This is a genomic window from Legionella sainthelensi (genome assembly GCF_900637685.1).
Taxonomy (GTDB): domain Bacteria; phylum Pseudomonadota; class Gammaproteobacteria; order Legionellales; family Legionellaceae; genus Legionella; species Legionella sainthelensi.
Genome location: NZ_LR134388.1, coordinates 3,387,467 through 3,401,867, shown reverse-complemented (window position 1 = coordinate 3,401,867; position 14,401 = coordinate 3,387,467). Strand labels below are relative to the sequence as shown.

The following is a 14,401-nucleotide window of genomic DNA, read 5'->3' as shown; positions in this document are numbered from 1 at the left end:
TCAGGGGGCGGGAGGGTTCATTATGAAATTAATGTGAACAACCTTTCATTTCCTCAGTGAAATTATCCAGCATCTCTGCCGAATCTGTTTTGGCTGGAAACAATCCATAAAAAGATTTTTTAGTGGCATAATTAGCTACTCCTAGAGTCGATACAGAAGTTACCCCACTTAAAAATTGAACAAATAATTCCTTATATCCACGATGCTTTCCAAGAATATCTTTTGATCGATCAATTATATCAGTACAGGATGCCAGTAGCCATTGTTGGGCTTGGTCAAATTGATTCAGAGGAGCCTGATTAAAAAGTTCACGTTCTCTTTTGATTGTTCTAATAACTTCATCCATTGCCCAGGATGCATTGCTATATTCAGCCCCTTGAAGAGCCATCCATTTAGCTTTTGTAGTAAATAGGCGGAGGTGTTTATCGATGATACTATTAATTTGCTCCTTTTTATTCCCGTTCTCTTTATTTTGGGCATCCTCTCTAAAAATTTGAATAGCATGTTCGAGTAATATTGAAGGAGAGCTATTTTCTTGAAAAATCGAGTGCAATTTTAAATAAGCCCGAAAGTTATCACTTATAGGTATTTCTGGAAAAAGTAATTTATTGAGTTTCTCTTCAATCGGTATCTTCGGATTCTCAAGGATGGGCAGTAATTTTTCTTCATTGAAATTTTCAACATTCTTCTTATAATCGGTAATACATTCTTTAAGTAGGTCTCTTAGCTTAAATTTAAAATAGTCTACATAGAGCTCCTGATTTTCCTCTTTAATGGGTTCTTGAGTATTTTTTTCTCTGAAAATATCAATTAAAGGATAGTTTTTTTGAGCTATAGCGGTATTTAAATCAAATACATTTGCTGCTCTACAGATTGCCGCATTAATGTAGTCAGATTCTTTGTTTTCTAAGATATCGACAATTTGTTTATGATGAGTTTCAGTTTTTTGTCTTAAATAGGTTCGCTCTTTCCAGACTTTTGTATCTCCTGATTTAACATGGGTGTTTCTATCAATTGTTTCATAATAGGTTTCACCTTTATGATACCCCGACATTTTTTCCACATAGGTATTTTTTGACTTCGTACTGACTAAGGGCTGATTAACATCAAGCTTGTTTTGCCCCAATACCTTACCTGTTTGAGTAGTTTTAAGCATGTCTCCTGTAGGAAGAAATATTTTATGGTTTGGCATTCCAGGCCTGTCACTTGGAGTCTGAGACAAATATTGAGTGGTTTCCTCCTTATTGAGCAAAGTTACAGATGCAGCAATACTTTCCATTTGCAAAGAGTTCTTTAAATAAGCCAAACAATCTGATTTACATGAGCCATTATCCACTTGTCTCCCATAGGGATTTTCGTACAAATCGATATTATTTTTCTCGCAAAACAATTGTAATGAATTTGCTAAAGTATCATAGCCAACACTATCATTAATAAATAAGTATTTTTTGCCGTGATGAATTTCGAAAATTACAGGAGTGGGATGCCCCGAAGCGCTTTCCCGTTGTGGCACTGAAAAACCAATCATGCAGTCCTTGTTATTCTTGAGGTAAGGTTCGAGCTGTTGCTCGAATCCCATTCTTGAGGCAGCAACTAGGATTCGTTTATGACTTTCATTATTAAAATATTTTGAGTTATATTTGTCTGCGATTAAACACATCCCGTTATAATTTATGGATGGAAAACTTCTAAAATATAGTTTTCCATTTTCTTCTCTTGGAGTAGATACGATTGTAAAAAAATCTTTCGTGCGGTTCATGGTCACCTCATCATTTAATCAAAATTATTTAAAATACAGGCCTTCCTTTTATCTATTTGATGGCCTGGTTGTTAAAATTGTGTTTACACTTTAATTTTAAAAAAATGGGGTTAAGGGATAATTATCCTTTTATGAAATACCGAAACTGTATATTCTAAATTGGAATGCAGCTCGATGTTTTGGCAGATTGTTTAAGAGTGATAAGTTATGGAATTTATTGATTCTTTATTGCTAATTATCTAATCTATTTCTATTAAAAAATTGACTTGGCATCAAAAAGCACATCATTATCCATAAGTTGCCTTAAGAGTGTTTTCGCTAAAAGAAAGCTGCTGCAAGCCAACTAACATGTGGGGTGTTTAGGGGTATTGCGTCTACATGACTTTTTCGAATGTTCTACAACTACACTTAACTACAGATTCTAATAATACCAAAAGTTATGATAAATTCGCGAATTGCGAATTTATGGCATGCGATACTTCATTTTCAGTATCAATCAATATCCTTCGATAACACATCTTTGAAATTGATCTTGTGTGCTTGACAAACTTTGAAGTAATGCGCAATATTTTTTGCAAGTTTGAGGTATGAGCTGTTTTTTACCAATAGTAACTAATTAGCAGGAGCTAAGAACGGTGAAGGAAAAGAGAAGAACAATGTTTCGTTCTGGCTAGACCGGGATTCATTCAAAGGATTGACTGGTTCAGCATTATGCTGAGTGAATAATCAATTGCGGAGAGTCCTATGCCTGCACAAAAAACATCTAGGTTACATCTATTAAACGAATTTAAATCTGCGCCACATTCTGCGCTTTTTAATCAACAGACGATCGCTGCGGTATTAAGCTGCTCCACCCATATTTCGTATATATCTGCGTGAGTAATATCAGTGGCCTGGTGTGAGTGAAACGGTCAACTTCTATCATATCAAACGTCACTATTATTATAGTCATGCTATGATTAATCCTACTCAGATAGTTCTTATAGGATCAGAAATTGATTTTTTACCTCCACTCAATATAAATAACTACTCTAAAAATCAAAACAGGTGGGTTTTATAAGGTAATTTGCTGGAGGCTACGAAATTTCACGGAACATCATGAAGTTTTCTGGCATTATAGTTGTAGTCCAATACATTAACTTTTTAATAGTTATCAATGTTCTATTTTTGTTTTGGCGGAACAACTAACATATCAGTGGTGCTAAGCTGTAATAATCGTTTAGCCACACTTCCTGTCAGTAAATACTGTAATTTAGAGTTTCCTTGAGTACCAAATGAAATCAAATCAGCTTGCCATTTTTCAGACTGAATGACAATAGTGTCTGCAATATATCCACCCATGATTTTTTTCTGGAATTTAGTTTGATCTACATTACACTTACTAAGAAAATCATCTAACCTGCATGTGATATCTTTTGTATCTTCCTGTTCATATCTTAGTAACAATTTAGTGAAATATATATCTATGATATGTAGTAATTGAAAGGTTGCATTAGGAAAACATTTGAATGTAAATTCAATTGCATTTTTACTTACTTCGGAAAAATCGGTAGCTATAATTATCCGATTATACGCAAAAGAAGGCTCTTTTTTTACCAGTAGGATTGGAACATCACTATGACTTATCATAGAACTTGAAGTAGTGCCTAAGATGTAATCCTTGATGTAGTATTCGCCATGCGCACCAGCAATAATCATATTACATTTGTTTTCTTTAGCGTATCTGACAATCTCATCAGCTGCTCTACCAGCTAATACAGAAACATAGGTTTCAATGTTATGAGAGTATTTTTTTATGCATTTTAAAATTTTTTTTTCAATTTTATTTTTTTGTGCAAGATAATCTTGTTCCAACTCTTCAATTGAATATTGTGAAAAATTACCAATCCTGGGCTGGATTAAGATATGTAAAAAGTGGAGTATTGCTTTATGCTGTTCAGCTAAAGTAACTGCTCTTGAAAGGGAGTAGTCTGAATGCTTTGAAAAGTCACTGGCAATTAATATATTATTTATTTCCATTTTAAACTCTCTGCATTTAAGCTTATATAAAGATTAGCAAACGATTAGCTTCATTGCACTCTATATTCATATCTATGAACTACAGGCGAGTTCCTATTTGAAATAGACATCTGTTGAGTCTGGTACCGAATTGTGATGCCAAGAACTAAGCATTGTGCACGGGAGTTACTTAAACCGTTGCGTCTGATATGACAATTCTTTTGCTAAGCTTTATTATTCTTTCTGAGGACAAGGATGATGCCACTAAAACGCATAATCATTGCCAGTGATTTTTCTAAATATGCCGAATATGTACTACAAAGAGCCATATCTTAAACTGAGCGACATCATAGACCTCTTCATTTTATACACGTTTTACAACAGCCATAGTTGGTAGATTTTGGCCAATACTTTAGTGAACAACAAAAAGATTTTCTCTCATTAGAGGAGGACACGCTGGATAAACTGTCTGCCCTAATTATGAAATATACTATTAATATTTCAGTTAAACTATCAGTTCTTGCTGGAAAGGCTGCAAATGAAAGCACTCAGCATACGGAGCAAAGTCAAGGAAAATTTAATTATTGCAAGAGCTCATGGACAGTATTATGTCCATGAGTATGTGTTAGGAACAACATCGAGTTATCTTGTAGAGCAAGGGAAAACTCCTGTTTTTCTCATCAAAAAGTAACCCTTTTTTTCTTATAAAAGAATACTTGCTGCAGCTGATTTTTCAAAATCCAGTAAAAAAGCCATTGATTTCACCATTAAATGCTTTCCAGAAGCCCAGTTTCAGCTGTTGCTTATCGTAGATATTTTAACAGTCAGTATTTAAAAGGTAATTCTGTTGGCATACTTGAATCAAAAACAGAAAATATTATGGAGCAATTAGATCACTTTTTAAAGAATGTAATGTTAAATATGATCAATTTAATGTAGGAAATATTAGCTTTGCAGCGAGATTTGGTTAAATATTGTCCATGCAATGGATTTTGAGCTATAGTCTAAGTAATACTGTAAACTAGAGGTGCGTATATGTTAACTTCTGTTGTGAAAGATACCTATGAAGCTCGAGTTAAAATAGGACACCACATTATATCTAAAATTACTGGAAAAATTCTCCATGAGATGAAAGTTCGTTTGATTCTATTATGTGATTTGGAATCTTCAGGAGCTAGAGGAGAGCTCTTAGATCTTGCAACTGATAAAATTATTTACAGATGTCATAAACAAACCCTAGTCGATAAATAACCCTTCTACTTTTCCTATTCTTAGCAGATAACTTAATTTATTTGAATCTTTTACTTTTCGCCAAGGATAGGTGAAAGCCAAGGCGAGAAAAAAATTCATTACTGCTTAAGGGGTATGATGCCTAAACTACTTAGGATTATTTATTCCTAACCTATGGCGAAAGACCAATTCTCCGCCTAAATGATATAGAAAATATTAGGTCATAAACAGTCAACGTTTTTGGATATCTCAAGGAGAGAGATAAAAGTTCTTGGTGTGGATGAGCGTTCATTTAATAGAGCAGTAGGTTATGCCACAACCTTTTGTGACTTGGCCAAACATAAAATATTTGATTTGGTTGAGGGTCGTTCAGAAAAGTTTTGAAGACAGGCAAGACTTGCTTGGATATCGTTCAGGAAGGATCACAACTCACTATTCTTCAGCTGAGCTCCAAAGTTTATATCAAGCTGCTAATAAGGTTTGTGAGAATCAAAAAAGCGGTTTGATGTTAACCTTATTGCGAAACTCTAAGAGTAGACCTGCCAGTTAAAATACTCAAAGGGATCTCCAAGTAAGTTTGTAATTACGTGATCTAGGTCACGCAAAAGCTACGCAAGGATTTTTATAGTAAAACAGGATATCAACGTAACTTATTGATTTTAAATTATTATGTTGGTGGGCCCACTAGGACTTGAACCTGGGATCAACAGATTATGAGTCATTTAATCAAAAAGTAACTAATTGATTTAATTGAAAATTTTATCAAAAGAAGCCACTAAAAATGTACTACGATGTATAACTGTGTCGTACTCAAATACGCAAATTCCCCACAATAGTTTTTTTATTGGTGATTTTAATTTTGAAACCCATTTGACGTTACTGGGTTTAATTAAAATTATGAGTGTGAAACTAAGTAATGAAAACACATCGAAAGATTTGTTTGAAAGACAGTATCTTACGCCTCAGAGGATCGTGAAGCCCCACAAAAGAGATCATTTTTCACATACCCTATACGTAAATGTAATAGATTGATTAATTTTCTAATAAGCTGTTCTTGATATCTTAATATTTTTTACTAAACAGGAAGATTTTTATTATGCCTACCCCCTTATTTCCCCCAAATGATGGCCCTATTACGATACACCAAGGCAGAGGTGGGGATTGTTATCTTTTAGCAGCTGTCGATTGTTTATTAAGTACGGGACCAGAAGGCTATGCCGCGCTAAAATCATTATTTGTTGAAAGAGTAGGTGGTATTGAAGTACGAATCAAACGTACAGACCAAAGTGCATTATTACAGTTGGATAAGATCCCCGGTAAATTCACCTATTATTATGATCCAAAGACAAATCAAGATGTTTTTTTTATTGATTATAATAGACTCAATCAAATTGACCAGACACCTGAGGGGGTAAAAAGTAATTCACTTGCCATAAAAATTTTGGAGCGACTCAGCTCTTATTATTATTTAAATCGTGGTTGGAATCCCCAAGATCCGGCAGCGAGTGTGATGGCCCATAATATGCCTTATAGACACGTAGGTTATGAAACAGAATTTGTTGCAAAGTTACTCGGCATTAATTCTCAAGATTATTCAAATATCTATGACATTGTTAAGTTAAAAGCTATTAGACCTGAAGAGCCGGTTTATGTTGCTCTGGATTGGGGTGATGTTGATGTTTATGGACAAAGACACGGATGTCATGCACTAAGAATAGATAAAATTATTCCTAATGCGATGAGCCCAGGCGGATATGATGTGGTTTTGGTAAATCCCTGGGACAACGAGAAGCTAGAATATTTTTCACTTCATGATCTCATACAAAGAAGAAGTCGTTTTGCCACGTTTAGTTCCAATCCTTATCATCTTGATATAACACGCACTTTATTAGGTCTTCACGAAAATATTGGAAAAGCTGTTTATAGTCATTCTCATCTGCTTCATATGCTATTTAAGATAAGAGAAGGTAATGGTTCATTGCCCTCGAATGTTATTGTCAACTGTGTTGATTTACATGAGCAGATGCCTCATTTCCCGGTTGTGTTCAATTCATTGTCTCTTGAGAAACAAGGGAGAGTGTTTTCATGCATTCTTAATTATAATGGCAATATAAAAGCATTCCTTAACTCATTGCGCTTAGCTGATCCTGGTTTAGATAGCCGTATATTTGAATTGATATACGGCCAGGCTGCTCATGACCAAGCGATAGCTTCAAAAATGAGTGTTGATGAGGCGGAAAGAGCCATTATTGAATGCGCTAAAGAGATCGCTGCTTTTCCAGTATCATTTAAGGAAGATATTTTTCACGAAAATGTAGCGTCTCATTCGCAAAAAATTGTTAAGGAGCTTTTAGAATTTGTCATTCACTCTAAAAAATTAGATCAAGCAAAGCAAGTTCTCGATTTTCCAGTAGGACAAGATCCTCAGGTTATTTTAGAAGCCATAAATAAGAAAAAGCAGGCAATTAAAGAATCTGCCCAAACACGATTGGATGAACTTCAGAAAGGAGAAGTTGAATCACGAATTAAAGAAATTAATGATATAAAAATATCATTTGGGGTCCATCTGAAACATCCAGTTGATGTTCAGATACATCGGCTTGAGCTCGAATTAGAATTAATAAAACTGAGACAGCGGCGTAGTTGGTTTAATATTCAGCCTTTAATTCAAGAAGTTTGTGATAACTGCCAAATGCGAATTGATTTGGAGGCAGAGAGGGCATTTAGTAGAATAGAAAGGAATTCCTCCGGACTGCACCGGTTTGGTTCCTTTGCAGCAACAAAAACTGATGTTGTTGTAAGCACAAAAGCTGAGTTTGGGTATAAGTGAATGAGTAAAAACCTCATTCTGAGAAATCCTCTCATTAACTATTTTGAGGTAATTTGGTAGCTTCTCAATAGTCCGGGCAACTTCATTCCAAACAGTGCGAAGAAACTCCCGAATGTGGCTCTGTGCTTGAACTCTGGAGATTGCTCACTACATTCGGGATGACAATTTGTTGGTGGGCCCACTAGGACTTGACCCTAGGACCAACGGATTTATAAAGTTGATTAAATAAGTCTTCAAAAAGCAGTTTATTTGAAATATTATCCCTAGACTCAAGCATTATTTGCGGAATGCTCTTTTCCTAGTCGTTCAAATAAACTGTATTATAAAGCAATTGTTTGCCACTAACATTTATTCATTACTACAAAAAAGTTATTAGCTGTAAATAACGATAGATAGAGGAATTAAATATGCATGACATCATCTGCCCCCATTGCAAAAAGGCATTCAAAGTTGACGAAGCTGGGTATGCAGATATTTTGAAGCAGGTTCGTGATAAAGAATTTGATAAGCAATTGCATGATCGACTCGAATTGGCTGAGAAGGAGAAACTGAATGCAGTGGAACTTGCCAAGAGCAATATCAGAAATGACATGCAGAAGCTCGCTTCAGATAAAGATGCCGAGATAAAAGAACTGAAAGCAAAATTAGATGCTGGTGATGTTGCGCGGAAACTAGCTGTGACTGAAGCTCTGATAGCTATTGAGAAAGAACGCGATAAACTAGCTAACGAACTGGAAAGGACGAAACTAGATAAAGAAGCTGCTCTGAAACTAGCTGAGGAAAAGCTTGGGACAAGCGAATCTGCGAAGAAACTTGCTGTTGCCGAGGCGCTTAGCAAAGTTGAGAAAGAGCGGGATGAACTAAAAATCAGTCTTAAACAAGCAGAGCTTGAAAAGCAACTTTCTGAAAAATCTCTCAAAGACAAGTATGAAACACAGCTCAAAGATCGTGACGATGCTATTGAGCGATTACGAGACATGAAAGCTCGTCTTTCGACTAAAATGGTTGGAGAAACCCTTGAACAGCATTGCGAGACAGAGTTCAATCGGATTCGTGCAACTGCATTTCCATATGCATATTTTGAAAAAGATAACGATGCAAGTTCTGGTAGTAAAGGCGACTTTATTTTTCGTGACTTAGACCATGCTGGTACTGAGATAGTTTCAATCATGTTTGAAATGAAAAACGAAATAGACACCACTGCAACTAAGAAAAAAAATGAGGATTTCTTAAAGGAGCTAGATAAAGATCGTACTGAAAAAGGCTGTGAGTATGCAGTGCTTGTTTCATTGCTTGAACCTGACAATGAATTCTATAACTCTGGGATTGTTGATATGTTCCACCGATACCCAAAGATGTATGTCGTTCGACCACAGTTCTTTCTTACTATAATTACACTTTTGCGCAACGCGGCGATCAAGTCGTTAGAATATAAGACAGAACTTGCGCTTGTTAAATCACAAAATATTGACATAACAAACTTCGAAAAAGACCTTGAACAATTTAAGTCCGCATTTGGTAAAAACTATGAGCTTGCCTCTAAGAAATTTCAAATTGCAATTGATGAGATTGATAAATCAATTGATCATCTACAGAGGACCAGGGATGCGCTGCTCGGGACTGATCGAAATCTTCGCCTTGCAAACGATAAGGCACAGGACATAACCATCAAGAAGCTGACACGTAAAAATCCAACGATGAAGGCTATATTTGAGGAGCTTGATAAAAAAGATGTTCCTGATTCTGATCTAGCGTAGCCCGGATGAAGTGTAACGAAATCCGGGATGTTCGAAGCCCAATATCCCGGATTACGACTGCGCCTGCATCCGGCTACCTTAGCTCTTGCTTAACCGATTCTAAAATATTAGCGGTTTCTTGTTCAACTGTTGTATTATTTTTCTTAAACAATATGTCTCTAGCCTTGTTAATCCGGTCTAGCTTAGAAAGAGCAAAAAATTTCGCTATTTCTGCTTCTTGAAGATACTTATCGCCAGTTGCTACTACTCCAAATAATGGATCTAATACGATATATTTATTTCCTAATCGCTGAAGCTCTTTTTGAATTGTATTATTCTCATCCAGATAGAGATTGTCTCCACAATCAAAGCTACAGAAATGCATCGTGAAGACGTAATTCAATCTTGTGAAAAAATGGCTTTAAAATTGTCAGAACTACGGGAAAAAATTGATAAAACAATATGAATTGTCAACAGACCCTAAGACTCAAAGAGAGAAAATGAATTCCCCATTTATAGTTGACAATTTCTATTTAATGTATAAAAACGCACAAATGAATAAAATGAGCAAAAATCAAAATAAACCTGGCTCTGGGTCATTTTTTCTATTCATGTATCCTCCCATAGAAGCAATTATTTTGATCATTACTTTTAATGGCGGAGGTTCAGCAGGAGGTGCTTCTTTTTTAACGATGAGATGAGCCATTTTCCACTCTTCGGTCGAGAAGATTAACTCCCAACTTATATCAGGACATTCTCGCCCCAATATAGTTAAATAGAGAATTCTCCATGCAATAATCATGTATAAAGTTAGGCAGGGGTCAAAACGACTCTTGTCATTAAAAATCCTCTTGTTCTGATTTGCCATCTAATAACGCCATCAATTCGAATAACAATAATTGAGTTTCATTAATCAAAAACTCTTTAAATTTATCTTTCTTTAGAGTTCTTTCCTGAACATCTAAAGGAATAAAGCGTAATAGCTCATTATGGAGTGCATCGCTGTCGATAATTTTTACGGCTGATTTCAGTTAATCAAAAAAATTGAATCGCTTGCATCGCTGATCGAGCAATTCCATATATTTTTCCTGCATCTGTTGAGATAAGAAACTGAAACCAATAAGTTTTCGCCATTCAGGTATTATTTGATGGAACTCTTGTACGATCCCATCGATGATGTTCTGATTTAATCCTAATTTTTCAACGGCAAAGTATTTAAGAAAATCACTCTTTGTTAAATTATTTTTTTTTCCTTTTAGAGGTAAAGCCAGTTCTTCTTTAGTATTTTTTTGAGCGATGGTTGAGTTAAGTAAATCGTAGGCTGGTGATATGGAAATTTTTCTATCCTTCGTAATTAAGGAAAAATTTTTTAGATGCATATCTTCATTGCCAATCAGAAAGTTAAACAACGTCAGCTTAAATAATTTCACGAATTCAATTTTTGGGAATGTACAAAACTGCTGTATGACTGCAATTACTTTTTCCATAGAGCTTTTATATTTTGTATGTCGATCTTCACCTGATAGCTGTGCAAAATCTTCTAAAGCTAACTTTTTATTATGGCCTATTCTATCAAAGCGTTTAATGAAGTAGGTCAAACTGTTGTCTTTAGAATAAACCAAACCATGAACCGGAACTTCGAGGCCAATGGCCTTTGCAAGGGTCATAGTAATGGCTTCATTTTCCGGCAATTCTGGGTAAATATCACTTTGTGGTTTTAAAATGTACTGACCCTTTTGATCAACGATTTCAAAACCTCCTTCCTTAATCTTTAGTTTGGCACTTAGTTTCTTTTGGACGCCTTGAATAGACATCTTTCCTACACGAGCAATTGCTTCCTGTCGCTGCTCATCAGCACTTAAATCTAATGGGCTAAGGTTTTTTAATTGAGGGGAAAGCAAATGCAATCCACGTTGAGAATAGTTTTCTTGGTCACTAATTACGTCATAAGTAATAGGGCAGCGTTTCATCTTAGTTCCTCAATAGTCACTGCACCTACGACATCTTGGCCAACTAGTATCAATTGACCAAAATAATCATTTTTATCGATTTTATATTTGCGTAATAATGCTTCAAGCATAATGCCTTCAGGGAGTAATCCTTCAAAAAAGGGGGGAAACACGTCAAAATTATAGACCTTATTGGTTAACGGCATGGTGAGAGAAACAGGTGCCCCCTGATAATCATTAAGGTAAGTAAATTGATATTTTTTACCTTCTAACTCCTCTAATATTCCAGCTCTGATGCCATTCACTGATATGCATGCTTTCCTCATGAGTTATTATCCGTTGTTTGAGGAAAAGGCGTTTCAAATTTCATTTGAATATTTAAAATATCTAATACTTTTAGCAATGTGTTCAATCGCACTGATTCTTTTCCTTTTTCAATATCATAGATAACCGTCTTACCGACTCCCGCTAACCGGGCTAATTCTTGTTGCGATAAGCCGCTGTGTTTGCGGTAGTAATGGACTAAATTGGCAATCTCGTGTGTGGGCATGGAACACCAAAAATTAATTATATATTACTGTTATAGCAGTAAAAATGAGTAAAATAAATTTATTATTGCATTTTTTTGCATTAATTCACCATAAATTACTGTTATGGCGGTAAATTTGATTGATTTCCTGATTTTCCCATATTTATTTCTTATAAATTCCTAAAAATTACTGTTATCGCGGTAAATTTGTGGGGGAGTAACAAAAAAATCAGGCTCTATCCCAAATAAAGTGGTTAGAATGTGGCGGTTTACTAAAAACAACGGCATTTACAGACTTATCAGCAGATTGACCCTGAAATGAAATATCAGCGAGGTCTCTTGGCCGCATTGAGAACCAATCCTAATAACCTCACTGTAAAGCGGCTCAATAGACGAGAGCGTTATTTGCAACAACAGCCTGTCATTGCTGCAATATATTACTTTAAACAGCGATTACATCGATTACTCATGCGAAAACATCGTACCGCAAAACAGTGTACGCGTTTAATCCCTCTCTTTCTTAAACTCGTTACCAGTCTGAAGGAAAGTCATTTCGAATCACTAAAGACTCTAGGTAAAACATTATATCAATGGCGGGAAGAAGTGGTTAGAATGTGGCGGTTTACTAAAAACAATGGCATTACAGAAGGTTTCCATCGCAAGATGAAGCTGATTCAAAGACGTGCTTATGGGTTTAGAAATTTTGAAAACTACAGATTAAGGGTTAAGGTTTTGTGTTCTTGATTAGTGCCCCCGGAAATGGGGAAGAGCCCTTGTGTTCTTGATTAGTGCCCCCGGAAATGGGGAAGAGCCGTGCAATTTCGCTTTAGATTTTGCACGCAGGTCCCGAAGAAATCCCGAAGCGGGTTTCTAGGGATTTAAGTTATCAAGTGTAAATTGTTGATTTTAATGACTTTAATTGGTGGGCCCACTAGGACTTGAACCTAGGACCAACGGATTATGAGTCTGTAAAATAGGGCTTTTAGCACGTTTTATCAAATTTTAAATTCTTTCAAAAACCTTTTAAAATCAACGTTTATAAGCCATAATTTGCCATATTGAAATTTATTTAGTTTTAAATAAAGTGTCTACATGGCGTCTACATGGGATTTTAGGGGTAAATTATGGCGGAAGCTGAAAAAGGGATTAAATTAACCAAAACCATCGTTGATAAACTCGAGCATATCGCTGGAAAAACCCAAACGTTTTATCGTGATCATGATTTAAAAGGATTTGCTTTAAGAATTACTTCCGGTGGCGTCAAAAGTTTCATCATTGAAACCAGAATCAACGGCAAGGTTAAAAGAGTGACATTGGGTAAATACGGCAACTTGACGGTTGAAGAAGCCAGAAAGCAAGCCAAAAGTCTTTTGGGTAGTGTGGCCAGAGGCGATGATCCTATAGCGGAGAAGAAAACCAAGAAAGTTCACGCCATGACCCTACAGCAGGTGTTGAATGATTACCTCAAAGCAAGAAAAGATTTAAAACCACGTACTTTAAACGATTATCAATGTGTGCTGCATGAAGTGGTACCAGACTGGCTTGATAAACCCTTGGTTAATATTACACGAGAGATGATTGCCAAACGACATTCCAAGCATGGTCAGGGGAATAGTAAAGCTCGCGCTAATAATGCCATGAGGGTATTAAGAGCTATTTTTAATTACGCCATGTATGAATATCAAGACGGCAATGGCCATCCAATCATCACCATTAATCCAGTCAAATACTTATCGCATACCCGTGCATGGTATCGGGTGGATCGAAAACAAACGGTCATCAAACCGCATCAATTAGCAGACTGGTATAAAGCGGTTATTATATTGGTGGAAACCGATAACTACCGTAATGCTTTATTGTGGCATGATTATTTTTTATTACTCTTATTCACAGGGATGCGAAAAATGGAAGCTGCCTCTTTGCGTTGGGTGGATATTGATCTCAAATCCAAAACCATCACTCTGCAAGATACCAAAAATCATGAAATCCACACCTTGCCTATGTCTGATTTTGTATACGAGTTAATGGAACGCCGAAGCCGGAATAAAACCAGTGAGTTTGTATTCCCGGCTGAAAGCAAAACCGGTTACATCTATGAACCTAAAAAAGCGGTGAATAGGGTGGTTGAGTTATCCGGCGTACCATTTACTTTGCATGATCTTCGTAGAACTTTTGCGACTATCGCAGATAGCCTTGATTTACCTGCTTATGCTTTAAAGCGTTTGCTTAACCATAAAATGAATAATGATGTTACGGCAGGATATATCATGAAAGATGTTGAGCGGTTGCGTAAGCCAATGCAACAGGTTACTAATTTTTTGCTTAAGCATATGAATGAATCTGTGACGCATTCTCTTGTTTAACTATAAA

The 14,401-nt window shown here is 35.9% G+C and carries 12 protein-coding genes and 4 pseudogenes; 9 read left to right on the top strand and 7 right to left on the bottom strand.

Annotated elements, in window-relative coordinates; all coding sequences use genetic code 11:
* Window positions 1-28: 28 nt before the first annotated feature.
* Window positions 29-1,759 carry a hypothetical protein gene (locus EL220_RS15050; protein ID WP_027272370.1) on the bottom strand — a complete coding sequence of 577 codons (1,731 nt, stop codon included), beginning with the start codon at window positions 1,757-1,759 and terminating at the stop codon, window positions 29-31.
* Between the two features lie 744 nt (window positions 1,760-2,503).
* Here EL220_RS15050 and EL220_RS19700 point away from each other — a divergent pair.
* Window positions 2,504-2,620, top strand: a pseudogene (locus tag EL220_RS19700) (DNA-binding protein); the annotation flags it as partial.
* Between the two features lie 300 nt (window positions 2,621-2,920).
* Here EL220_RS19700 and EL220_RS15040 read toward each other — a convergent pair.
* Window positions 2,921-3,778 (bottom strand): universal stress protein, encoded by an 858-nt coding sequence (locus tag EL220_RS15040; protein ID WP_027272369.1) that lies wholly within the window; start codon window positions 3,776-3,778, stop codon window positions 2,921-2,923.
* A 517-nt stretch (window positions 3,779-4,295) separates the two neighbouring features.
* Here EL220_RS15040 and EL220_RS18370 point away from each other — a divergent pair.
* The 6 genes and pseudogenes from EL220_RS18370 (at window position 4,296) to EL220_RS15010 (ending at window position 9,574) form a co-directional block, all read left to right on the top strand.
* Window positions 4,296-4,448, top strand: a complete 153-nt coding sequence (locus tag EL220_RS18370) for a hypothetical protein (protein ID WP_187326706.1) — start codon at window positions 4,296-4,298, stop codon at window positions 4,446-4,448.
* Between the two features lie 344 nt (window positions 4,449-4,792).
* On the top strand, window positions 4,793-5,008 hold the full coding sequence (locus tag EL220_RS15030) for a hypothetical protein (protein ID WP_003634934.1): 216 nt from the start codon (window positions 4,793-4,795) through the stop codon (window positions 5,006-5,008).
* Window positions 5,009-5,251: 243 nt separating this feature from the next.
* Window positions 5,252-5,365, top strand: a pseudogene (locus EL220_RS19810) (transposase); the annotation flags it as partial.
* A pseudogene (locus EL220_RS19255) lies at window positions 5,346-5,537 on the top strand (site-specific integrase); the annotation flags it as partial. The pseudogenes EL220_RS19810 and EL220_RS19255, both read left to right, overlap by 20 nt.
* Window positions 5,538-6,083: 546 nt before the next feature.
* A complete protein-coding gene (locus tag EL220_RS15015) occupies window positions 6,084-7,817 on the top strand; it encodes a hypothetical protein (RefSeq protein WP_027272367.1) in 1,734 nt (577 codons plus the stop codon).
* Between the two features lie 407 nt (window positions 7,818-8,224).
* Window positions 8,225-9,574, top strand: coding sequence for a DUF2130 domain-containing protein (locus tag EL220_RS15010; protein WP_027272366.1), 1,350 nt, complete (start codon window positions 8,225-8,227; stop codon window positions 9,572-9,574).
* Window positions 9,575-9,647: 73 nt separating this feature from the next.
* Here EL220_RS15010 and EL220_RS15005 read toward each other — a convergent pair whose 3' ends face one another.
* From EL220_RS15005 to EL220_RS14980, 5 genes are all read right to left on the bottom strand, one after another.
* A complete protein-coding gene (locus EL220_RS15005; RefSeq protein ID WP_027272365.1) occupies window positions 9,648-9,938 on the bottom strand; it encodes a hypothetical protein in 291 nt (96 codons plus the stop codon).
* Between the two features lie 189 nt (window positions 9,939-10,127).
* Window positions 10,128-10,421, bottom strand: a complete 294-nt coding sequence (locus tag EL220_RS15000; RefSeq protein ID WP_128130925.1) for an IS4 family transposase — start codon at window positions 10,419-10,421, stop codon at window positions 10,128-10,130.
* A 163-nt stretch (window positions 10,422-10,584) separates the two neighbouring features.
* Window positions 10,585-11,523, bottom strand: a complete 939-nt coding sequence (locus EL220_RS14990; RefSeq protein ID WP_027272363.1) for a HipA domain-containing protein — start codon at window positions 11,521-11,523, stop codon at window positions 10,585-10,587.
* On the bottom strand, window positions 11,520-11,828 hold the full coding sequence (locus EL220_RS14985) for a HipA N-terminal domain-containing protein (RefSeq protein WP_027272362.1): 309 nt from the start codon (window positions 11,826-11,828) through the stop codon (window positions 11,520-11,522). Before EL220_RS14985 ends, EL220_RS14990 begins: the two co-directional genes overlap by 4 nt.
* Window positions 11,825-12,052, bottom strand: a complete 228-nt coding sequence (locus EL220_RS14980; RefSeq protein WP_027272361.1) for a helix-turn-helix transcriptional regulator — start codon at window positions 12,050-12,052, stop codon at window positions 11,825-11,827. Before EL220_RS14980 ends, EL220_RS14985 begins: the two co-directional genes overlap by 4 nt.
* A 267-nt stretch (window positions 12,053-12,319) precedes the next feature.
* Here EL220_RS14980 and EL220_RS14975 point away from each other — a divergent pair.
* Window positions 12,320-12,775 (top strand): annotated as a pseudogene (locus EL220_RS14975) (ISL3 family transposase); the annotation flags it as partial.
* A gap of 380 nt (window positions 12,776-13,155) precedes the next feature.
* Window positions 13,156-14,394 carry a tyrosine-type recombinase/integrase gene (locus EL220_RS14970; RefSeq protein WP_027269470.1) on the top strand — a complete coding sequence of 413 codons (1,239 nt, stop codon included), beginning with the start codon at window positions 13,156-13,158 and terminating at the stop codon, window positions 14,392-14,394.
* Window positions 14,395-14,401 lie beyond the last annotated feature (7 nt).